This window comes from Vibrio sp. SCSIO 43135, from assembly GCF_023716665.1.
Taxonomy (GTDB): domain Bacteria; phylum Pseudomonadota; class Gammaproteobacteria; order Enterobacterales; family Vibrionaceae; genus Vibrio; species Vibrio paucivorans.
The window spans coordinates 974,247-995,909 of the sequence record NZ_CP071860.1; the positions used below are offsets into that span (position 1 = coordinate 974,247).

General features: G+C 44.1%; 18 protein-coding genes and 1 tRNA gene. 7 read left to right on the top strand and 12 right to left on the bottom strand.

What is annotated here, in order from left to right:
- The first annotated feature begins 24 nt into the window (after positions 1 to 24).
- From J4N42_RS18800 to J4N42_RS18810, 3 genes are all read left to right on the top strand, one after another.
- Positions 25 to 975, top strand: coding sequence for a Gfo/Idh/MocA family oxidoreductase (locus J4N42_RS18800; protein WP_252030937.1), 951 nt, complete (start codon positions 25 to 27; stop codon positions 973 to 975).
- Between the two features lie 16 nt (positions 976 to 991).
- Positions 992 to 1,996, top strand: coding sequence for an aldo/keto reductase (locus J4N42_RS18805; RefSeq protein ID WP_252030938.1), 1,005 nt, complete (start codon positions 992 to 994; stop codon positions 1,994 to 1,996).
- A 211-nt stretch (positions 1,997 to 2,207) separates the two neighbouring features.
- Complete coding sequence (locus tag J4N42_RS18810; protein WP_252030940.1) at positions 2,208 to 3,317, top strand: DSD1 family PLP-dependent enzyme; 1,110 nt, start codon at positions 2,208 to 2,210, stop codon at positions 3,315 to 3,317.
- Between the two features lie 19 nt (positions 3,318 to 3,336).
- Here the strand turns inward: J4N42_RS18810 and J4N42_RS18815 are convergent, their stop codons facing one another.
- Together J4N42_RS18815 and J4N42_RS18820 are read right to left on the bottom strand one after the other, a co-directional pair.
- Positions 3,337 to 4,083, bottom strand: a complete 747-nt coding sequence (locus J4N42_RS18815; RefSeq protein ID WP_252030942.1) for a transporter substrate-binding domain-containing protein — start codon at positions 4,081 to 4,083, stop codon at positions 3,337 to 3,339.
- A 129-nt stretch (positions 4,084 to 4,212) separates the two neighbouring features.
- Complete coding sequence (locus J4N42_RS18820) at positions 4,213 to 4,626, bottom strand: YybH family protein (RefSeq protein ID WP_252030944.1); 414 nt, start codon at positions 4,624 to 4,626, stop codon at positions 4,213 to 4,215.
- A 137-nt stretch (positions 4,627 to 4,763) separates the two neighbouring features.
- Here J4N42_RS18820 and J4N42_RS18825 point away from each other — a divergent pair, with 137 nt between their 5' ends.
- Positions 4,764 to 5,096, top strand: coding sequence for a winged helix-turn-helix transcriptional regulator (locus tag J4N42_RS18825; RefSeq protein ID WP_252030946.1), 333 nt, complete (start codon positions 4,764 to 4,766; stop codon positions 5,094 to 5,096).
- 56 nt (positions 5,097 to 5,152) lie between these two features.
- Here the strand turns inward: J4N42_RS18825 and J4N42_RS18830 are convergent, their stop codons facing one another.
- The 7 genes from J4N42_RS18830 to J4N42_RS18860 all read right to left on the bottom strand — a co-directional run bounded on the left by J4N42_RS18830 (position 5,153) and on the right by J4N42_RS18860 (position 13,373).
- Positions 5,153 to 5,584 (bottom strand): GNAT family N-acetyltransferase, encoded by a 432-nt coding sequence (locus J4N42_RS18830; RefSeq protein WP_252034215.1) that lies wholly within the window; start codon positions 5,582 to 5,584, stop codon positions 5,153 to 5,155.
- A 32-nt stretch (positions 5,585 to 5,616) separates the two neighbouring features.
- On the bottom strand, positions 5,617 to 6,129 hold the full coding sequence (locus J4N42_RS18835) for a GNAT family N-acetyltransferase (RefSeq protein WP_252030948.1): 513 nt from the start codon (positions 6,127 to 6,129) through the stop codon (positions 5,617 to 5,619).
- 46 nt (positions 6,130 to 6,175) lie between these two features.
- Entirely contained in the window at positions 6,176 to 6,682 is a 507-nt protein-coding gene (locus J4N42_RS18840; RefSeq protein WP_252030949.1) for a DUF3087 domain-containing protein, read from the bottom strand.
- 184 nt (positions 6,683 to 6,866) lie between these two features.
- Positions 6,867 to 6,941 (bottom strand) — tRNA-Gly (locus J4N42_RS18845).
- A 115-nt stretch (positions 6,942 to 7,056) separates the two neighbouring features.
- On the bottom strand, positions 7,057 to 8,475 hold the full coding sequence (locus J4N42_RS18850; protein WP_252030951.1) for a transporter substrate-binding domain-containing diguanylate cyclase: 1,419 nt from the start codon (positions 8,473 to 8,475) through the stop codon (positions 7,057 to 7,059).
- A 158-nt stretch (positions 8,476 to 8,633) separates the two neighbouring features.
- Entirely contained in the window at positions 8,634 to 10,631 is a 1,998-nt protein-coding gene (locus J4N42_RS18855) for a HAMP domain-containing methyl-accepting chemotaxis protein (RefSeq protein WP_252030953.1), read from the bottom strand.
- A 183-nt stretch (positions 10,632 to 10,814) separates the two neighbouring features.
- Positions 10,815 to 13,373: a DUF294 nucleotidyltransferase-like domain-containing protein gene (locus J4N42_RS18860; protein ID WP_252030955.1), complete on the bottom strand. Its 2,559-nt coding sequence runs from the start codon at positions 13,371 to 13,373 to the stop codon at positions 10,815 to 10,817.
- 365 nt (positions 13,374 to 13,738) lie between these two features.
- On the opposite strand from J4N42_RS18860, the gene J4N42_RS18865 reads away from it, so the two are divergent.
- Positions 13,739 to 15,199: a DUF3360 family protein gene (locus J4N42_RS18865; RefSeq protein WP_252030957.1), complete on the top strand. Its 1,461-nt coding sequence runs from the start codon at positions 13,739 to 13,741 to the stop codon at positions 15,197 to 15,199.
- Between the two features lie 114 nt (positions 15,200 to 15,313).
- Here J4N42_RS18865 and J4N42_RS18870 read toward each other — a convergent pair whose 3' ends face one another.
- On the bottom strand, positions 15,314 to 15,856 hold the full coding sequence (locus tag J4N42_RS18870; protein ID WP_252030958.1) for a DUF3332 domain-containing protein: 543 nt from the start codon (positions 15,854 to 15,856) through the stop codon (positions 15,314 to 15,316).
- Between the two features lie 423 nt (positions 15,857 to 16,279).
- Here J4N42_RS18870 and J4N42_RS18875 point away from each other — a divergent pair, with 423 nt between their 5' ends.
- Together J4N42_RS18875 and J4N42_RS18880 are read left to right on the top strand one after the other, a co-directional pair.
- Entirely contained in the window at positions 16,280 to 17,521 is a 1,242-nt protein-coding gene (locus J4N42_RS18875; protein WP_252030960.1) for an L-lactate MFS transporter, read from the top strand.
- Between the two features lie 80 nt (positions 17,522 to 17,601).
- Positions 17,602 to 19,224 (top strand): VRR-NUC domain-containing protein, encoded by a 1,623-nt coding sequence (locus J4N42_RS18880; RefSeq protein ID WP_252030962.1) that lies wholly within the window; start codon positions 17,602 to 17,604, stop codon positions 19,222 to 19,224.
- 1 nt (position 19,225) lies between these two features.
- On the opposite strand, the gene J4N42_RS18885 is transcribed toward J4N42_RS18880, so the two are convergent.
- Together J4N42_RS18885 and J4N42_RS18890 are read right to left on the bottom strand one after the other, a co-directional pair.
- Positions 19,226 to 20,248, bottom strand: coding sequence for a HEAT repeat domain-containing protein (locus tag J4N42_RS18885; RefSeq protein WP_252030963.1), 1,023 nt, complete (start codon positions 20,246 to 20,248; stop codon positions 19,226 to 19,228).
- A 47-nt stretch (positions 20,249 to 20,295) separates the two neighbouring features.
- Entirely contained in the window at positions 20,296 to 21,651 is a 1,356-nt protein-coding gene (locus J4N42_RS18890) for an anaerobic sulfatase maturase (RefSeq protein ID WP_252030965.1), read from the bottom strand.
- Positions 21,652 to 21,663: the final 12 nt, after the last annotated feature.

The window sequence follows — 21,663 nt, forward strand, 5'->3', positions numbered from 1 at the left end:
TCCAATACAGGTAAAGGAATATTTATGAACGTATGTGTTGTCGGTGCAACTGGCGCCTTTGGAAGAAAGCACTTAGATGCGCTTAAACAAATCAATGATGTTGTCGTAACAGCGATGGTATCTCCAGAGCAAGATAAGCTTGATGAACTGATCACCCAATATGGGTCAAATGCAGTTGGTTTTACTCAACTGGAAGATGCTCTAGCAGTTGAAAGTATTGATGCCGTTATTCTTGCGACACCAACGCAGATGCACGCTTCACAAGCCATTGCATGTATGGAAGCGGGGAAGCATGTATTGGTTGAGATCCCGATGGCCGACAACATTGAAGACAGCTACAAAGTAGTTGAGACACAAAAACGTACCGGCAAAATTGCCATGGCGGGACACACTCGTCGCTTCAACCCTAGTCACCAATGGATTCACAACAAAATCCAAGCAGGTGAACTACACATCCAACAAATGGACGTGCAAACCTACTTCTTCCGAAGAACCAATACTAATGCTAAGGGCGAACCTCGCTGCTGGACTGATCACCTACTATGGCACCATGCTTGCCACACAGTCGATCTCTTCCAGTATCAAACTGGCGAGCAGGCAACTAAGCTACAAGCTCTGCAAGGTCCAACGCACCCAGAACTTGGGATTGCTATGGATATGAGCATTGGCATGAAAGTACCATCTGGTGCGCTATGTACCCTTTCACTGTCGTTCAATAACGACGGGCCATTCGGTACTTTCTTCCGTTATATCTGTGAAGAAGGCACTTACATTGCTCGTTATGATGATCTTTATGATGGTAACGACAACCCAATCTCTCTCGAAGGTGTTGCGGTATCAAATAACGGTATTGAGCTTATTGACCGAGAGTTTTTCGATGCGATTCGTACTGGCAGAGAGCCAAATTCAAGCGTTCAGAGTTGCTTACCAGCAATGGAAACCTTGGACAAACTTGAACAGCTATTAGAAGAATAATTAAAGGAAAACGACGATGGCAACAATTGGCAATCAAACATTAGCACCGATCGCTCTGGGCTGTATGAACCTATCTCATGCATATGGCACTCCCCCGTCAGAGCAACACGGTATTAATGTACTTAACACCGCACTAGACATGGGCTACAACATGCTCGATACCGCTGCCCTGTATGGGTTTGGTGCTAACGAGAAACTGCTCGCTAAAGCGGTTAGCCATCGTCGTGATGATTATTTCTTAGCCAGCAAATGCGGCATGGCTAAAGGGCCAGATGGTAAACGCACAATAGACGGAAACCCTACGGTGCTAAGACGCACCTGTGAAGAAGCTCTTCGCAGACTTAACACCGATATAATCGACTTATACTACTTACACCGTTGGGACAAAAATGTGCCAATCGAAGAAAGTATTGGAGAGCTGTCGAGGCTTGTTGACGAAGGCAAGGTAAAGCACATTGGTTTGTCTGAAGTATCTGCAACGACCATTCGAAAAGCGCATCAGGTTCATCCTATTGCTGCGGTTCAGTCTGAATATTCACTGTGGTCTCGTAATCCAGAGATCGCCGTACTCGATACTTGTAACGAGTTGGGCATTACATTCGTTTCGTTTAGCCCCGTTGGCCGAGGTATGCTCAGTGGTGAAGTTCGCAGTAACGAATTTGTCCAAGGTGACATTCGCTTAGCAATGCCGCGTTTCTCTGACCAAAACTTCCCTCTGAACTTGGATAAAGTCGAACAGCTCAACCGACTGCTTCCTATGTTCAAGGAAGAGAATCACAGTTTACCTTACCCAACGCTCGCCCAGCTCTCTATTGCTTGGACATTAGCGAAAGCACCAAATTCAATTGCTTTGCCTGGCACAACAGATATCAAGCACCTAAAAGATAACTGGAATTCGCAACAATACACGCTTTCAGCAGAATTAATGACACTGGTTGAAAGCACAATGAAAACCAGTGACGTAGCTGGTGCGCGTTATAACATGCCAACGCAGCTTGAAATTGACACCGAAGAATTCTAGCCACTTAATCCGTAAGCCTCATCTCGATGAGGCTTATTTCCAGTCCTGCTCTTTCAATAACCAATCAATAGCCACGCAAATACTCCACACTCGTTTAATAATTCTTTGTTATTCATAACGTTAAAATTCTGCTAATTCACGTTCTAACGCTTCTTCATTCAGTAATCTGTGTTAATTTCGTGCCCATACCTCCTAACTAGAATTAACAATAATGAAAATCACTCAGCTCGACACTCCAGCGCTCATCGTTGATCTTGATATCCTTGAGCAAAATCTATCGGGTATGCAAAAGCGCATCAATCAACTTGGTTTAGCCCTACGCCCGCACACAAAGGCACACAAGATCCCAGCATTAGCTCACATGCAAATAGCAGCTGGAGCGATCGGAGTCTGTACATCTAAGTTAGGTGAAGCAGAAGTCATGGTCGAAGGCGGCGTTAACGACGTACTTATCACTACGCCAATTGCTGGTGAGACAAAAACTAAAAGACTTGTCGACCTATGTTTAAACCATCCAAATATGACAATTCGCCAAGTCATCGACCACGCTTACCATGTCGACATTATTGGTAAGTGTGCTAGCCAGAATGGTATCGAGATAGGCCTTCTAGTTGAAGTAGAGAGTGGTCAAGAACGTTGTGGTGTGAACGCTGACCAAGCTCTCATCGAGCTGATTAATCATATTAAAACCACCGAAGGCGTTCGATACGATGGGATTCAAGCATATAGCGGCCATCTTCAGCTGATAAAAGGCTATGAGAAGCGACAGCGGGCTGCTCATGATGCGGTAGATTCTCTGTTCACTTTCATTGAAACCGCACTTAAACCCCAAGGTTTAGCGCCAAAGATCATTTCCGGCGCAGGTACAGGAACCTATCAAGCCCATTCAGCGCATGCTTATACCGAAGTTCAAGCCGGCTCTTACTTGTTTATGGACAGCACTTATACAGCAATAGGCGACGAGAACAATGAAGATACCAATCGCCAATTTAGCTCAGCCCTTTCTGTGTTAAGCACTGTCATCAGCCACCCAAGCTCTGGGCGTGCCGTTGTCGACGCAGGCATGAAATCACTTTCAATTGATTTAGGTATGCCGAAAGTACGCAAGCATAGTGACACTGTCACATACAAATGCGGCGGAGACGAACACGGAATCCTGTTGATCGAGCAAGGTAAATCGCCATATGAAATTGGTCAGGTTATCTCACTAATCCCTAGCCATTGCGACACTACATTGCACAACTTTGATGTGCTAAATGCAGTGCGTGACGGTGAAGTAATCCACCAATGGAGAATTCAAGGACGAGGTCGTTCAGACTAGTTAACTTTGTAACTGGGCACTATTTTGCTAAGTGCCCAGTTACTGGATCGATTACGCCTCTGATGAGTAAGGTTGATATTGCGGTATCCACTTTTTGCTTAATCCGTTGGTACTGGGGCGACGCCAATGATAAACCAAACGTCTGGTTAAGCGACTTAAACTCCTTGTAATGCAAGCCGTCCTGTTCAGTAATATAGACGTCCATTTTCTGCTTATTCGCGTATAGGAACTTAGAGCGGTTTAACTTCAACATGCGAACTGCCGCATCAATAGTACTCGGTTTGAATATCGTTACCTGTTCTAACTTCTCAGCTTCCCAAATACCAGGTAGTACAGATAAACTCCACCCCAGTACACATATAATGCTTTCGCCATAATAAGCTTCTAAATCTTCTGGTATCTCGCCAGAGGGCAACGTTGAATAAATACCCAAACTTGCTGGAGCGTTGAACTCAGTGAAGTACACCATCTCTTTGAGCAAGGCTGCCTGAGAAGCACTATTGATAACTGTCCCAAAATGAATCGAGCCCTCAATCAATTCTGTCTCAATGCGCTTTTTGGGAAGTGCGCGGAAAATACAATTAAAGTTAGCTTCACGGCAGATGGCTTCAAAAGACTCGATCATCGGGCCCTTAAATACTTGTTCTTGTTTATCGAAGTAATAAACCGGAAACCCATCGCTCACGCCAACGATCACGTCAATGCGTTTGCTATCGGCATGAACGTAACCAGAGACAATGAAAAGAACCAGAGCGATAAGCTTCATATCTGCCCTTGTTGTTAGAAGTTCCTTATAGTCTAGCCTCGTTCGGCCTGTTTTGTTTAATTAGTAGATTCCAGCAAAACATGAACTCATTTTATATTAGCTATACAGGTTGAGATTGCATTACATCAGCTAAAATCCATTCGGGTTATCTATAACATAGCCCCAACCGCCATTTTCATAAGTCATTACTTCGAGAGCCATTCCTTTCTGACCTCCGGTGATTTCCCAGTCAGATCTTACTAACGCCGTGTCACCGTTAACATGGATTGATACGCTGTGAGTCGTCATTGAGCTCTCTCCTTCCATGTAAGTTTCAAGCTGAGATATAATCGCTTCCCGACCCTCCGCTTGTGAGCCAGACTCATCGGTTATCAGAACCGCACTTGGGTGGAATAGGCTCGCTAGACCTTCCATGTCCTTTTTTGCAAAGTAGTACCCAAATAGCTCATGTAATTCACTAGGTGTTTGAGGCTTTTTATATTCATTAGCCCCGAAAGCCAGGAATGACAGTGAACTTAATAATAATGCCAATATAACTTTCATACTCTTTCCTCTGATTGTTGTTTCTGAAGTACAGAGATATGATATTTGCAAAAGAGCACAAGCGAAATTAGCTACTAAAAGGTAACTAGTTACCTAGCAGTAACCAGAACAGAGTAATCATATAGGGTCGATACAGAATGGAACTACAAGGCATTCAACCAGACGGGTATTGTAACGTTGATAAATACCTTACACTTCTTTCAACAAAATGGACTGCTCATATTGTTTGGCTAATCGCGCAGAACGAAGAAATGCGATTTGGCCAACTGCGTAAGCAACTCGCATTAGTGTCTAGCAAAGTTCTAACTGAACGACTTAAAGCATTAAGTCAGGAAGGATTCGTGTGGAGACGTCAAGAAGATACCCTACCCGTTACCGTCTATTATGGCCTTACTAAGAAAGGACGAGAACTGTCTGAGGTCGTAGACATTATTGTCAGAAAATCTGACCACTGGTCGAGTGATACTTAGATAATTCAACACCTTACCAAGTTTTTGACTAAAAACGAAATGACTAATTCTTATTTTCAGCGATGTAAAATGCACTGCATTTCTATTAACTGATGCTCTCCGACCATTTCCACTTCTTTAATAAACTCAAACCCGAACTTCTCATAATAGTTTTTGAGATAACTATGTGCGTGTATTTCGATAGAAGTGACGTTTAAATTTTTTGCATGTTGAATCGCTGCATTAACAATGTCTGATGCAAGACCCAGCCCGCGATGTGATTTAATCACTGCGACTCTGGCAAGTACGGCTGATCCATCTGACTGGCAGGTAAGCCTAGCCGTGGCGATTGGCTCATCATTTTTTTTAACTAAGATGTGGTCCGAAACCTCATCTAACCCATCAAGATCAAGTGCCTGCGGAATAAGCTGCTCTTTCGTGAACACCTGATTTCTAATGAGTTGCGCTTGAACGATTAGATAATTGCTGTTGCCAATACTGACTTCCAATTTCTTTCCTTGTTTTGTTGTACTCAAAATATTTAACTCATGACCTGCTGCGCTAATCTAGCACTTGCTGCAATGGACGCCACCATTTCAACGCCAGTCCAATGCCTGCCACATACTTCCTGCTCTCCCGTTTTCACCGAAGTAACGGAGAAACCCAAAGAGGTATAGAGCGATATCGCAACAGCATTGTGTTCAAAAACGCATAGTGTGAGAGCAGTGCATTGGTGATCAGATTTGGCTTTCAGGATAGCCAGTGAAAGCATACTTTTCGATAAACCCAGCCCTTGATGGCTATCCAATATCAGTACTCGACATAGTCGGCATGTCGTAGAGTTTATTTTCCTAAGTTCTATATAGCCCGCTATAACACCGCGCACTTTGAATAGGTACGGAAAGATCGTGTCATCATCACAATGCCGAGTGATTTGTTCTATTGTCAGAGGATATTGATAAGCGGGTCCTCCCCACTGATAGTTAAATTCAGCCGAGGGAATCCAATCTATCAGTAGAGGATAATCCTTTGGCTCAAAAGGAATGAGTTCCATTCATTCTCCTAGTGGTGCTTATAGGGTCTGGCTAGGGTGATTGACGTTAAAATGATTTAAGGATATCCGACTGGTAATTCGAAACATCAAGTTCAACGCTGTATTGCTCTACCCAATTATCGAGTTGGGCTTGAGCAGTATTCAAGCTATCCATCGTAATGGTGTTGTCGTCTAGTTTCCATAACTGACGCGAGCCATCATAGCTAAACTGCAGTGCTAACATTGCGTCTGAATTACCTTGTTCAGCGGCTGCCAGAAGCTTTTTGTTCTTTCTGTAGATTAGGTTTAACGCCTGCTTTAACTCCCACACGTAAACGACTTCATACATTTTCGGGTGCGCTTTAAGTTTTAGCAGAGCCGTCACTAATGCAATGGCACTGACAATCACGCCAAGTAAGTTCCAGTGGAAGTGAGAGCCAGTTTCTGATGGGAACAGCAGTATCAAGGTTTGAGATATGGCGAGGCTCAATACTGCTAAGCTAGCAATGCAGGCTACAATCACGATATTGAGACGCGAGCGGTATAATTGCTTGTCGATCTGTTTAAGTTTCATGTTTCTTCCATAAATAGAGAGATAAAAAGCGTAATTTCGCTCACTTACTAGTTACGGATTATACATGGCGAAGACGTACAATTGAGAGGTACTTTGTTGCAAACGGTGAGCAAAGCAAGAATAGCAGACATAAAAAAAACGCCATCGGCGTTTCAGTTTTTATACTGGATAGTATGAGAAGTTTTGGAGCGTACTGCGGGAATCGAACCCGCATCATCAGCTTGGAAGGCTGAGGTAATAGCCATTATACGAAGTACGCTTTGCGTCGAAGACCTAGTTAATATGCCACATCTGACTGAAAAGAAAAGTGTTTTCTATGCCTCTTTTGTTCAAGTGCGCAATGATTGGACAAATCGTCGAGATTACATCCAATTTTATTCAATTAACTCTACCACCGCCCTGTTCTTTCCTTGTTGTTTGGCTTTGTACATCAGCTTGTCTGCAGCGACCAAATCGACTTCATCACTGCCATGGGGGTAAAATGCACAACCTACACTCACTGAAATGTGGGTATTACACTCCACCTGCATTCTCGCGGCGGAAACTTTTAGGCATACACTTTGCGCTAAGTCTATCGCCGATTCCTTACTGAGCTCTCTAACCACCAGCGCAAACTCCTCACCGCCAATTCTGCCAAACAACATTGAAGGCGTTAATATCGATTCCACACTCTGTGCGACTTCTCTAATCACTTCGTCTCCTATCGCATGGCCCCAATTGTCGTTCACGGACTTAAAGTTATCGATATCAAACACCATTACCGTCAGCGACTCACTTTGCGTGTCCAACTGATGTATCGCATCCATAAAACAACGTCGGTTTTTTATGCCAGTGAGTTCATCAGTGGTAGACAACACGGTAAGCTGCTCATTAACGAGCTCTAACTCACGTGTTCTCGCTCTGACCGTACGCTTCAACATAATGATATAAAGCATGGCGACTAAGCCACTCACACCAACCACGGTTGGAAAAAAGTGCTGAGGATAGACAGTTTCGATGTGCATCCATTTATGCAAGATTGTTTCACGTGTGGCTGTACCTACTTTTTTAAACCCTAGGTTCACAGCATCAAGCATTGGCCTATTACCTTCTGCCACTGCAGGGTATAAATCACCTGAGTACAAGTATTTCACAGGCACAAAGCTCATAGGATCGTCTGAGGAATAGAGATAGAAATTCGCGACTTGAAGATCGGCAACAAAAGCAGAGATTTCGCCCTTAAACGCGGCATTAATCAACAGCTCGTTGTTTGGATATACTTTCAAATTTGCTTTGGGAAACTCCTTGCGAGCGAAGTATTCCTCATAGCCGCCTTTCACCACGCCGACATATTGTTCTACTTTCCCCTTAAGTAACTCATCAACATCAAATCCAATCAGTGCTTGGCTGTAGTAGAGTTGAGTTTCAATATTAATCAGAGCATCACCAAAGTCGAAAAACTCATCGCGAGGTTCGGACCATAACAACCCGGCATGAACATCAGCCCGGTTGTTTTTTACTGCTTCTAAAGACTCATTCCAGTCCAGCAGCACAAACTCTATTTCGACCTTATTACGCTTTCCATACTCGCGCCAAAGATCGATCAATATTCCATCTGGCTGACCGTCACTATTAATGTAAGAAAAGGGTTTCCATGCTTTAGAGTTAGCAACCCGAAGAACCTCTTCATCAGTTTCCGCCAGAGCTGACATACTCATGAAGCAGGTTGCTAGAGAAAGGGCAAAAGCAAAAAGACGCCACTTTACATTTGGCGTCTTTTTAAGTGCAGTCCCTTGGTTTATCATCGCGTCCATCGCTTACTTGTAAACTACTTAATATAAGTAATAGACCAAAAACGATTAAAAGTAATGAGAGCGACGCTTCTATCGCATTTTCGCGATGTCCTGATTATTCAAGATTGAAACAATATCAGTAATACACCCTCACTCCATGCGAAGAAAACAAGTAGCGATTAACCTTTAAATTGCTCCATTTCTTTATTGAGCTCAACAACGCGGTCCCGAACATCCAGCGAAGTGCTATGAGATGATTCACTGATACGTGACACGTCATTTACAGAGTCTGTAACTCCTTCCATAAGCGCATTAATGGCTTGTGTAGAGTCTGACTGCTGCTCTGCGGCGGCGGCAAGATCTTGCATTTGGTTATTGAGTGTTGCAATTTGCTCGGTTGCAGAGAGAAGCTTAACTACAGCTTGTTCGGTATGCTCTGAGCCTTCTTTTGCAAGCAATTTACTTGCTTCAATTTCGTCTACAACTGAAGAAGTTGACGATTGAATCGCATTTACAATATTGTTGATCTCGGTGGTCGACTCCGTAGTGCGCGTTGCCAGCAAGCGTACTTCATCCGCAACCACAGCAAAGCCGCGACCATATTCACCCGCTCGCGCGGCTTCAATTGCGGCATTCAATGCCAACAGGTTAGTTTGTTCTGCCAACCCTTCAATCACTTCGGTCACACGCCCTATCGCTTCACTCTCGCGACTCAGTTCGGTAACTTCATCGCTCGCTTTCTCGATGGTTTCGTATAGGCGCTCAACGGTTGCCTTGTTTAAATCCAGAGTGTTAGATCCCTGAGTAATTTGATTGTTCGATTCGTTCAGAGTGATCACCGACTCTTTAGCTTGCTGAGTAGTGCTTGCCGCTGAATGTGCCACATCGTTAAGCTGCTGACCGATCTGTTCGATGTTGTTTCGCTGCTTAGTAATTTCATCTAGCGTTTGTTGGTTCGCGGCAAGTAGGCCCGCCATACTTTCGTCAACTTGCTGCGCTTTGTTGGTCACACCGTGAACGATGTCTGCCAAAGATTGGTTCATACGATTGATGGAATCGGTAAGGCTTGCCAATTCATCGCTTCCTTCAATCACGAGAGGCTGCTGAGAGATGTCGCCACTGGCGATAAGCTGTGCTCGTTTAGAAATTAAGCTGACACGACGACCAATGTTTCGCCCCATGTACGTAGAAATTGCGAAAGCAGCAACAACCGCTACGACAACAGCCACAATCAACAAGGTTACCACTTGGGCGATAGAACCAAAGATCCCCTGCCCGCTACGATCCGCTTGCTGCTGTTGCTTGATGACGATGTTTTCTAAACTTTGCTCCAAGGCTTGAGCATTTGGCACTAAGTCTGTTGCCATTTTTTGGTTAGCTAGGTTCCAGCCTGATGACTGTCTTAGTTCAACCACCTGTTGGGCCAAAGGAAAATACAGTTGCTGCATTTCATTGAACAGAGACCAAAGGCTAGCATCACTTCCAGAAAGTAACTCAACTTTCGATTCAATTTCAGCCACAGACTTTTCATGCGCTTTGATGAAGTCTGCGTACTTATCAAGGTTTTCTTGTTTTCCGTAAATCAGGAAATCACGCATAGAAGCCAATGCATTTGCCAGAGAAGTGTAACTATCGGCATATAACTTAAATAAACGCTTTCTTTCCCCGCCTTCGCGGTTCGAAGACTCATCGTTAATCAGCCCTTGCAACTGATCTAGAGCAACTTCGGCAATCGGCGCGGCTTCGTTGATAAACAGGCTATGGGCTGGCAAGTTCTCATCGCTATGGCTAAGTTCAGTAATTTCAGCGACCGACAGTTTTAACGCACCCCATTGTTGGTTGATTACCCCAAATTCATCGGCATTCAACAATTGCTCTAAAGTAGGCAATGCTTCGTCGGTTTGGGTAATGATGGTGTTAAGCGCTTCAAGCTGACTTGCCCCAACGGCTTCATCGCCGCCAAGTAACATGTAGGCACGGACGTTGGAAATCGTCGCTTGAATGGACTGCTGAATGGACCGGCTGGTATCGACCGTTGGTAGGTCTGACTGTAATAGTGATTCAGTGTGTTTTTCTACAACTTCAACACTGCGGTAAGCGAAAAACGCGGACACGATAAAAAGTACTGCAAGCAACAGAAAACTTAACTGTAACTTCCCTGATATCGAGAGCTTCATCCTTTAACTCCTTTTAATTTGTTACCTCATAATATAGCGCTGTTACAAACATTGTTAAATGGATGTAACTACGTTTTCTAAAACTAAAGTGTTACAAGCTTGATTCGCCCCACAAATACGCACAAAAAGCTCATGGCTACAAACCCACTGTCTATCAGACGAGTTCCTGAAGCGCGTTGGTAGTTAAGTAAAATCTTGCTGCACTTTCTCGTGGAACAATCCGATACGGCTCATGACGTTCCTTAAATTTTGCTGCTCCAATATCGTTAGATCGCCTACCGCCAACATGTCGTTAACCTTTCTTAGGTCGCTGTATTCAATGATTTGGTTCATAAAGCGCAAATGCCAAATATGGTCAAAAATACACACCATTTCTCGATAAGTTTTTGCCTCAATCTCTTGAGCTGCTTGTAAACCTTTTAGCCGTTCAACCGTATTACTCTCACGTATGTCGTGTTTGAGTGCGTAAAGTCGACAAAAAATCTCCATTGGACGTAAACACGCTTTGAGGTTGATGACTTCTCTGCCTTCAAATGACTCTGTAATGAACGCTCCCTCATCGTCTAAAGGTATGGTGTGAGCCAAACAGTTCTGTGCATACACCTCCAGAAAGCGTGTTTCTTTGTTTAATAACTGCTGAATATGCGCTTGAATTCCACCCGCCAATTTCGCATCGCCAAATGTAGAACGGATATCAAAGAACACATTCAGCTCTAATATACTCTCCGGCGTGGCTTTTTCTATCCAATTGGTAAAGTTGTCATGCCACTCCTTTTCACTCAAACACCATTGGTGGTTTGACGCCATAATCAAGCCATCACAGTAGCTATATCCTGCTTGATTTAGCATCGCGCAGACCTTTTCTGCTAGGTGTAGGAAATATCGACGAGTTGCTTTTAGATCTTGGTCATCAGGAGTTTCAAACACAATGGCATTATCTTGATCGGAGAATAGCGTCATATCATGGCGTGCATTACTACCAAACGACAAAAACGAAAATGGGACTGGTGGTTCACCGATCTCGTGAATGGTCAATTCGATAAACCGACAAATTGCCGCATCATAAGTGCTTCCAATTAGCCTCCGCAAATTGTCCGAGCGAGCGCCAGCTGCAATCATTTCACGAATTAAATCGGTGAGTCGGTTAAGTGACTCAATTACATGACTGTGGCTTTCACCTTTTTGTATATCCTCGACGATACTTGAACTGGTATTGCTGTAGGCCGAACTTGGAGTTATGGAACCGAAACTCGCGCCATAGATCTTCCTAACAATTGGCCTAAATGAGATGACATGGCCCAGCTTCTCAGATAGAAAAATACGCGATGTGCTTAGAATGATATCTATCTCGCGCCCGCTTTTGGTTAAAATTTGAGCTTCAAATTCCGAGGGTTCAACTTCATGTTTAAAGAGGTGCATTAGATGAGATTGTACGCGAGCGTTACGGGCAGATGCCGAGAATAGCTGCTTCCACATCCCTTGTGACTTTAACTCAGTGTCGGTGTATCCGAGTAGTTGGTGAAGTCTTGAATTAGAGAATACTATCTTTCCATCGGCTTCCAATATATAGCCTTCATTTGAGGACTCAACTAACGCTTTATAGCGATTTTTGGCTTCGTGTAATGCAAGCTCTGCACGCATCTTTCTTTTCTCGATCACTTTCGACTGAGCGATGACGTAGAACAAAACAACTGCCAAGCCTAGTGTTATGGCGATAAATACTCGATAAAGCGTGCTCTCTAACTTATCAATTTCCTGCTGAACATCTTCTAGATAAACACCCGTGCCGACAATCCACTGCCATTCTTCTACGCCTTCAACATAGGTCATTTTAGGCGCTGTAATTGATGCGTCATCCTTCCATTGCCATAAGTACTCTAAATAACCTTCATGAGACGTTTCGACTAGTTTGGCCAGCTCTACGAAAATCGGAAAACCTGACTTACTGTCGGTTTCGTAAAAGTGGGTTAGATCTTGGTTGGTCAAATCACTACGGTAAGGGTGCATGATCATTCGAGGATGCATATCGGTAATAAAGAAGTAGTCTTTATTTTCCGCGCCATATCGCATCGACTTAATATCCATCGCTGCTTTGGATTTCGCTTCCACTAAACTAACCGCCCCAATTCGTTCTAACTCAACATAACGATCAACAACACTGACTGCTGTAGAAGTTAACTCCTTAAGCATTTGCTGTTTTTGCCCAACCATTGATTCTTGTACCAACGGTAAAATTACGAAGATAATTGCCGTTACAAACAAAACAATGGCACTAACCGTTGGCAACACAATACGTAAACCAAATCGGCTCAGTGTCGACCGCCGTTCGCTTTGAGCCACCATTGCGCCATCAAAATAGTCAGCGAGTTCATTGTCATCAAGTACGTCGGCCAATTCATTTTCATGGCTTACATCATGATATTTGGCTGTGAACGAACCGTTTTCAAAGTCGGCTTTCATAGGCAAATAACCATGGTAGTCGTCGCGAATATGAGTTTCGAAAACATCTTTAATTTGTTGGTTGGTGTATTTATCACCAAAGGTCTTAATGGCCTCGGGCAGCGCTTCTTTACAGTGACGGAATCGACGATGAGAATATGGATCGTATTCGAGCGCTTTCGCCATCGTTTCATCATGGTCTTTACCGTTGTAATCAAAGAAGCCGTCGATCCATCGATGGATGTCTTCTGCTCTCACCCCATAAAGTCGCTCTGTTCGATTAGCGTGCTCCGAAATTTTCATTCGATCCTTTTCATTCCTTTGCATATTGATAGTTAAATCAAAAGTGTGAGTTGCGTTGTGTTTCTGATAACAGATAATCACTCAACTTATATGATCGAGATTTAAATTAATCGAAATCAATAATTCAATAATTCACTTTCCTAGTATGAGGCCAATGTTTTGACTCGATTTTTTGACGAAGCGCCTGCTTAGCGCTTTGTCGTAATTAACGAAGCAAGCCAGGTTTTCTCCCGCCTTTTCATATAGATAAGGCTATTGGTAGCGTCTGGGATGTCGTCACGTACTGATCGAAGGTCAGTATACCAACAGTAAGTGGAGTGCTAATTGACATGGTTCAACTTCGTCTCATAACAAAGGAAGACGAAATGTCTAACACAAGTAAAACCTTTTACAGGGATATGCGCCGAAAAGCGCAGGAATTTGAAAGCCGAGAAGAGTTCCTAAATCACGATCTTAAAATCATGAGCTTTCGTCGTTGGGGTATTCACCTACCCTCACGCGACTACAGTATAGAAATTGAAGACTGGGTGCCTGCGCTAGCTGCAACCATAGGTAAGGTAGTGATGGTGACCGCAATGGTCGCTGCATTTGCCGCTCAGTTTGGCCTTTCACCAGAGTTTGTCGCAGAAAACGTACGTTACGAGCTGCTTATTGCAGGTGCACTGTTCGTTATCCTTTTCTCTGCAATCCTTAACCCCAACGCTAACCTCGCCGGTACACACGGACCGATGATTCCGTTGATCCCTCTAATCGCTGCAGCTGGGGGACACCCTTTGGCACTGGGGCTCATGGTGTGCGCATTCGGCTTAATTCTCGCCTTCACTAAAGGTGGCTCTAAGCTCATGACCTTAACAGGCGTTGGCGTACGGGGCGGCCTGCTTATCTACCTTGGAGCAGTTGGGTTAATCGGCCAAATCAACAAGACAGAGGCTTGGGCATCAAGTACCGATCAAGGCTATATATCCTTTGCGGTCATTGGCGTAACGGTGATGGTTTATGCTTATCTCGCTAAGATTAATAAACGTTGGCTAGCTATCCCACTTTGCTCTGCGCTTGCTGGTATCGTGGCCTACATAATGGGAGCCGATTTCTCATTCACGACAGAGCCTGGCCTCCCTCACTTCAGCCCATTCTACTGGTGGGGTGAAAATACGGGTTGGCAACTCGGTTGGCCAAACCTAGAACACTTCATCGCAGTTACACCATTTGCCTTGCTTGCTGTCGCTATGTGGTCGCCAGACTATTTGGGCCATAGAGTGTTCCAAGAACTCAACTACCCAAAAGAAGCCAAAGGCGTATTGATGGACGTTGACGACACCATGGTTGGTGCTTCAGTTCGTCAAGGTGTGGGTGCATTACTAGGTGGTGGTAACTTAGCATCTTCTTGGGGCACTTACATGATCCCTGCCGCTATTGCTAAACGTCCTATTCCGGGCGGCGCTTTACTTACTGGACTTATGTGTATCGCGGCTTCTGTGATTGGTTACCCAATGGACCTTGCAATGTGGGAACCAGTATTACGTGTTGCATTGATTGTTGGTGTGTTCTTACCACTCCTTGAAGCTGGTATGCAAATGATTCACAAACACAAAGATTCGCTGAGTGCAGGTATCTGTATCTTTGCCTGTGCGTTTGTAAACCCTGTTTTTGGCTGGGCGACAACTATGCTTCTCGATAACATGGGGCTCATCGGTGATCATGAGCGTGCTAAATCTCTTTCAGCTAAAGACAAGTATTTAATTCCGGGGCTTGCCTTTGTTATCTGTGTTGGCTCGCTAGCACTCGTTGGTCAATTACCAGGTATTCCAGCGCTAATCAGTAATTAGGCGGCTACCCTGGTCCAATAAATAAAAAAACCTTCGCTAAGGCGAAGGTTTTTTCGTAACCGAACAGTTTCATTGGACTTGGATGAAAACTTGTTTGATCGATATGAACATCAATTAGATTTGTGCAGAAGCAACATAGTTATCTAGTTCAGCGTTCGAAACGGTAGTGATGTATTCGTCGTCTAGGTAGAACGCAACGCTATCTTCACCTTTTTCACCACGTAGTACTTGTTGCGTACCATCGATGTATGAAATATCCATTTGCATGGTGTTTTCGTCGATTTGCTTCAGTGTCGCTTTTTCAACGTTTTCGTTGTTAGTCTGTAGCGGTACTTCAGTTAGGCTGCTATCTAGATCTTTGTTTACTTTGATGATTGCATCCATTGGCGTATCTACAACTGCAGGAGACTTACCAGAGATTGGGTTAGTACCAGTCCAGAATTCTACTGCGTTGAAAATGAATAAGTCAGCCACACTCGCAATACCGTAAACAGGAGAAAGAAGAATGAACATACCTTCACGTCCGTAACGGTTATCTACAACTTGTAGGTTGAACTTAGATACCATGCCTGTAGTCGCCATTTGTCCCATACAACCTGTTAGAGATGTAGCGCCGACTGCTGCAATGAGTGCGATTTTTAGAGTTTTGAATTTCATGTGTTTTTTACCACTTATTTTTGAATGCGGCGCATCATAATGACGAAATTCATACTTTGAAATGCTTCTACACTTCATTTTACACAACTATGACTTAGTCAATTTTCTATAAGTAATTGTAATGTAGGAAATTTCTTACAAGTCTCATCCCTTGATAATTCGGGCAATTGCCACTATTGACGTGTCAATAACTTTTCAGTCCTACAAATCAAAAGTTAAAAAATCGCACTTTTTAATTAACACCAAAAACACGCCATTAACATTCTGAAATTAAATGCCTAATCGGTTGAAAAAGAGATTCCAATCACATTTATATTGGTTATAATCCGCGCTCATTGCGTTTTGTGTTGATAAACGCAAACTAATTTTTAATAAATCGACTGTAACCATCCCCCTCTTTTTAGGGCCAAACCGAGAAATAAAATGAGCAAGATTGATAAAGCAATGCGCATCCTGTTAGCAGGATTCTGTATCAACCTTTGTCTTGGCATCCTGTATGCTTGGAGTGTATTCAACAAAGCACTTGTTACTGACTTTGGCTGGAGCGCAGCTGACGCATCATCACCTTACGCAATCGCAACCATTACTTTCTCTGTTTGTCTTTTAGTTGCGGGTATCCTTCAAGACCGTATGGGCCCACGTAAGATTCTGATCCTTGGTACTGTACTGACTGGCTTGGGCATGATCGCATCTGGCTTCGTTAACTCTGTACTAATGCTAAACATCACGTTCGGTGTGATTACTGGTGCGGGTATCGGTTTTGGTTACGCTTGTCTTTCTCCTTCTGCGATGAAGTGGTTCCACCCATCGAAGAAAGGCCTAGTAAACGGTTTGATTGCTGCTGGCTTCGGTCTTGCTGCTATTTACCTAGCACCACTAACGTCAATGCTAATCACTGATCTGGGCATCAACACTGCATTTATGATTCTAGGTGTTGGTGTATTGGTTGTTGCTGTACCACTTGCTTGTACTATCAACAACCCACCTTCAGACTATGTACCTGCAGAACCAAAAGTAAAAGCGGGTAAAGCGCCTGTAGCGGTTAAGAAATCTGCGGACATGAGCTGGAAAGCGATGTTGAAAACACCTCAGTTCTACTCTCTTTGGGTAATGTACGCATTCGCAGCATCTGTTGGCCTGATGATCATTGGTAACATCACTAACATTGCAAGTGTTCAGGCGAACCTACCTAACGCGGTTTACCTAGCTTCTATCCTAGCGGTATTTAACTCAGGCGGCCGTGTTGCGGCAGGTATCCTTTCTGACAAGATTGGCTGCGTACGTACTCTACTTCTTGCGTTCATTCTGCAAGGCATCAACATGGTACTGTTCTCAACGTTTAGCTCTGAGTTCACGCTAATCATCGGTACTGCAATTGCTGCTGTTGGTTACGGCACACTTCTGGCTGTATTCCCATCTATCACTGCGGAATACTACGGCCTGAAAAACTACGGTACGAACTACGGTGTGCTCTACACAGCTTGGGGTATCGGCGGCGCTATTGGTGCAGCAGTGGTTGGTTACTCAATGACACAAGGTGCTGGCAGCTACGGCTTGGCTTACACTATCTCTGCAGTAATGATGGGTGTGTGTGTGGTATTAGCATTTGTTACCAAGCCAATCTCTGAAGCAAAAGCAGCAGAACTTCAAAACGCGAGCGCTTAATCGCTAGTCGTTGAACAATATTGATTTATTGCGTAAAGAGCTTAACCTATGGTTAAGCTCTTTTTGTATCTATAGACACTATGCTCCCTACCCCGCAACTTGCCGCTGATTACTATCTCGATAATTTCAAAAAGCTCACAGAACATGCGCTAACCTGGTACGCAGATATACTCACACCAAATGAGCTTAGCTGGATAGAACGTTTTTCTGTTCTGCCGAAGCAGAGCCAATGTTTATTAGTTCGTTTGTATTCACGCCGTGGCAGTTGGTTTCGTAGTGATAAACTTGAATATACCGAGATCCCCCAGCTTAAGGATGCGTTAACCAAGCTACAGCAACAGAATTTTATCGACTTAAATGGACTCATCAGCGAACAAGACCTCGCAGCATCGCTGCTCACTAAGCAGGAAGTACTGGAGTGTTTCCCCCAATTAGATCGTAAAGCGCCTAAACATCAGCTCGTTGCAAGCCTGACAGACACGCCTTTTACCCGATTCGAATCACTAAACTTTGACTGTATTGAGCTACTTAATTCAGAGCTCATTTCGGTATTACTCACGCTATTTTTCGCCAATACTCACCAAGATCTTAGCCAGTTTGTTCTCGACGATCTCGGTCTGCATCAGTTTGAACAATATCCGTTAAGTAAGGAGCGCCGCTTCTTTACGTCGCGAGATGAAATCGACCAACTATTAACATTAAGCCAACTGAGCAACGCCTATTGGCTATGCAACCAAAAAGACAAAGCAAATATCGATGCTTTATTAGAGGCGCTGTCTCAAGTATTACCTGCGGTATCGGAACATTCCTATATCGCACGCAAGCAATTCAAGTTAATTAACGATCTCGCGCGCGATCTTGAACGATTCAACGATTTCCCACTCGCTATTGAGTGGTTTGAGAAAAGCCCACTTCCACCTTCACGTGAACGCCAAGCCCGTATCTACGACAAATTAGACGATAACGATGGTTTTAGCCGCATAGTTCACAATATGCTGGCCTCTCCCGAAAACGAGTCAGAACTAGAAGTCGCCATCAAGCTAGAGCAAAGGTTGCATCGTAAACAGGGGCAAAAAGTACCTAGGGCGAAAAAGCCTAAGACTAAAGAGCACCATTTGTCGTTGGATCTCACCCAACAACGTGTCGAACTCGCGGCTATGGAGCATTTTATAAAAGCGGGATACCAAGCTTTCTACTGTGAAAACGTTCTGCTGAATGGACTATTTGGTTTAGCGTTTTGGGATGTGGTTTTTGCAGACGTCGAAGGAGCTTTTATTAATGCCTATCAGCATAGGCCACTGGATTTGTATCACTCCGATTTTTCCCAAAAGCGCAAAGTGATGTTCGAGAAAGCATTTAAGCGACTTAAACAAAACGGGTTTGAACACATGATGCAAACCTATCGAGATAAGTTTGGTCTTGCCAATCCGTTTGTGCATTGGAATGGATTATCACAAGAGCTGCTAGACCAAGCATGCAAACATATCCCAATCGATACTTTGTTAGCGCTATTTAAGATAATGATGAGCGACCTAAAGCTTTACCGAAATGGCATGCCAGATCTCATCGTATTCAAGGATGGTGGCTTTGAGTGGATAGAAGTAAAAGGCCCAGGCGATAAACTGCAAGATAACCAATGGCGTTGGATAAAGCAGTTTGAACGCTTGGGCATTCCATTTTCGGCTTGCTGGGTGAATCAGTAGATTAACTTCCCTTAACCTGTTTCGACTTTAGGTCTTTGATGACATAGTCAGGTGCGACTTTGCCAAGCTCTTTTAGACACTCGTCTGTTTTCTCATTGCCGTATCTCACGTAGATGTCGCATACGGCATAAAGCTGCTCAGGTGCACCTGAAATTAGATAGGCTTTCTCGAATGATTTTGTCGACTTATCGATGTTTAAATCTTCTTGTAAAACACCGTTTAAATACCAATAGTAACTATTGTCTTTAGCCAGTTTTGCCGCGGTTTCAATCTCCTCAGCTGCTGTTGTTCTGTCTTCCAAACGCACTAACGCAAGCGACTTCGAGTAATGCAATGATGCGGTTCCCGGTAATTTGCGTATAGCAGTATCCAGTGTATCAATCGCTTCTTTATCTTTGCTTTGCGCTCGGTAGTTGTCGGCTAGGTTTAGCCACAACTGTGGGTTGTCTGAATCTTTTACAAGCAATGTTTGGTAGCGCTTGTCCGCTTCTTCCCATTGGTTGTGCCAGCGAAGTACATCGGCAAGAAGCAATTTAGAACCGTCATCTTGTTGCTGCTCTAGAAAAGCGACCAGCTCGGCAATCGGCGCTTCTAATTGAGCACGCTGCTCTTCACTTACGTTGTTGTAGTCACGTGCTAAGTTAGCCGCCGCTGCAGCGCGTACTGAGTGATGTTCATCAGTTAAAAGTGGAGCCACCATACGCCAACGGTGCTCTAATTGGTATGGATCTGAGCCTATGATCGCTGCTTCACGTACCACAAAGCTTGGGTCTTTAAGCCCTCGTGCTACAGCGACTAAAGCATTTTGGCTCGGGTACTGCGCAAGCTGTCTTAGTGCATCGGCGCGAACTTCCGGTTGTTCATTTTGGTTCTGCGCGGTGTAAGAAAGTTTTGTTAATCTCGCTTGTACATCATCCGCCGCTTGCGTAACCGCAGTGTCTCCCTGGATTTGATCCGGTTGTAACAACGCTTCATCTTGTGCCAGTGCAGAGCCAGCAATTACAGAACAGGCTAGCAGGGTCATGAATTTATTTACTTTTGAATGAGTTGAATTAATCACAGTTAAAGCCCTCAGAATTTAGTTTCAAAGCGAGATGGATTTGAATGAAGTGTGCGACTTGCCACCACAGATTGACCATTTAACTCACGCAGTTTTTGGTCATTAAATTTGCCATGAGTAACCGGGTTGCCCGTCATTCTCAAAATGTAAGCAAGAGATTTGTCCGCATGAGCGAAAAACTTATGCCAACCTGCACAAAGATAATTAAGCCCTGGCTCTCCTGCTTTGGTGCGGGTGAATCGGTTTTTTGGACATTCACCATGACAAGCAAACTTGTAGTCACACCCTTGGCACTGGCTAGTCAGCGTTCTTGATTTCGCAAACCCGAAAGTTTGTTGTTCCTTGCTGTAAGCCATGTCATCAAGTTTCTGGTGATGAATATTTCCCACCTTGTATTCCGGATACACATAGTGGTCACATGCGAATACGTCGCCATTAGGTTCCATCGCTAAACCTTTACCACATAGCTCATTCAACGTGCACAAAGGGTTTGGTCGCCCCATCCACGTTTCTACGCTCGCTTCAAAGTACTGAACAAACACTTTGCCTAAGTCTTTTTGAATCCACTCATCGAAGATCGCAATAAGGAAGTTCCCCCAAGCATGATCCGACACGCACCATGGCTCCATGATGGAATCTTTGTGGCCAGGGATAAGTCTTTTATCACCTTGTTTTAGTTGCTCGGTCGCTTCCCAAGTTTGTGGGGCTGTTGTACGGAACGTTTTCTGCTCCACAATCGGAATAAATTGCATTTGTGGCGACTTAACCACATCACGCAGAAAACGATACACCTCGAGCGGGTTTTGACTGGTGAGGTTATTTACACATGTCAGGGTGGCGAAATTAACTTGATGTTTGTGCAGCAGTTCTACCGCCGCCATCACTTGTTTAAAGGTGCCTCTACCGGCGCGGTTAGTTCGGTAAGTATTATGGAGTAATTCAGGGCCATCGATACTCAAACCAACCAGAAAGTTGTTTTTGCCCAAAAACGCACACCACTCATCATTAAGCAGAGTGCCGTTAGTTTGAAGGTCGTTTGATATTTTCACGCCCGACGGACGGTACTTCTCTTGCAGCGAAACGATTTTCTCAAAGTATTCCAAACCAAGCATGGTCGGCTCACCGCCCTGCCAAGAAAAGATAATCTCCGGCGTATTTTGCCCTTCAATATACTGGCGAATGTAATGCTCTAACGTTTCGTCATCCATTTTTGGTGAGCAGCCTTTTTTATATTCCAGCAAGTCCTGTTTGCTTAGGTAGTAGCAGTACGTGCAATCAATGTTGCATGCTGCTCCGATTGGCTTTGCCATCACGTGCAGTCTTTTTGATGCTTTACCATTAAATTGCGGGCCTTGAGTAATATGCATGCGTTCCACCTT

Excerpts from the sequence above, each read along its gene's own strand:
- J4N42_RS18800 (WP_252030937.1), top strand. The coding sequence starts at position 25 with ATGAACGTATGTGTTGTCGGTGCAACTGGCGCCTTTGGAAGAAAGCAC.
- J4N42_RS18805 (WP_252030938.1), top strand. The coding sequence starts at position 992 with ATGGCAACAATTGGCAATCAAACATTAGCACCGATCGCTCTGGGCTGT.
- J4N42_RS18810 (WP_252030940.1), top strand. The coding sequence starts at position 2,208 with ATGAAAATCACTCAGCTCGACACTCCAGCGCTCATCGTTGATCTTGAT.
- J4N42_RS18815 (WP_252030942.1), bottom strand. The coding sequence starts at position 4,083 with ATGAAGCTTATCGCTCTGGTTCTTTTCATTGTCTCTGGTTACGTTCAT.
- J4N42_RS18820 (WP_252030944.1), bottom strand. The coding sequence starts at position 4,626 with ATGAAAGTTATATTGGCATTATTATTAAGTTCACTGTCATTCCTGGCT.
- J4N42_RS18825 (WP_252030946.1), top strand. The coding sequence starts at position 4,764 with ATGGAACTACAAGGCATTCAACCAGACGGGTATTGTAACGTTGATAAA.
- J4N42_RS18835 (WP_252030948.1), bottom strand. The coding sequence starts at position 6,129 with ATGGAACTCATTCCTTTTGAGCCAAAGGATTATCCTCTACTGATAGAT.
- J4N42_RS18840 (WP_252030949.1), bottom strand. The coding sequence starts at position 6,682 with ATGAAACTTAAACAGATCGACAAGCAATTATACCGCTCGCGTCTCAAT.
- J4N42_RS18850 (WP_252030951.1), bottom strand. The coding sequence starts at position 8,475 with ATGGACGCGATGATAAACCAAGGGACTGCACTTAAAAAGACGCCAAAT.
- J4N42_RS18855 (WP_252030953.1), bottom strand. The coding sequence starts at position 10,631 with ATGAAGCTCTCGATATCAGGGAAGTTACAGTTAAGTTTTCTGTTGCTT.
- J4N42_RS18860 (WP_252030955.1), bottom strand. The coding sequence starts at position 13,373 with ATGAAAATTTCGGAGCACGCTAATCGAACAGAGCGACTTTATGGGGTG.
- J4N42_RS18865 (WP_252030957.1), top strand. The coding sequence starts at position 13,739 with ATGTCTAACACAAGTAAAACCTTTTACAGGGATATGCGCCGAAAAGCG.
- J4N42_RS18870 (WP_252030958.1), bottom strand. The coding sequence starts at position 15,856 with ATGAAATTCAAAACTCTAAAAATCGCACTCATTGCAGCAGTCGGCGCT.
- J4N42_RS18875 (WP_252030960.1), top strand. The coding sequence starts at position 16,280 with ATGAGCAAGATTGATAAAGCAATGCGCATCCTGTTAGCAGGATTCTGT.
- J4N42_RS18880 (WP_252030962.1), top strand. The coding sequence starts at position 17,602 with ATGCTCCCTACCCCGCAACTTGCCGCTGATTACTATCTCGATAATTTC.
- J4N42_RS18885 (WP_252030963.1), bottom strand. The coding sequence starts at position 20,248 with ATGACCCTGCTAGCCTGTTCTGTAATTGCTGGCTCTGCACTGGCACAA.
- J4N42_RS18890 (WP_252030965.1), bottom strand. The coding sequence starts at position 21,651 with ATGCATATTACTCAAGGCCCGCAATTTAATGGTAAAGCATCAAAAAGA.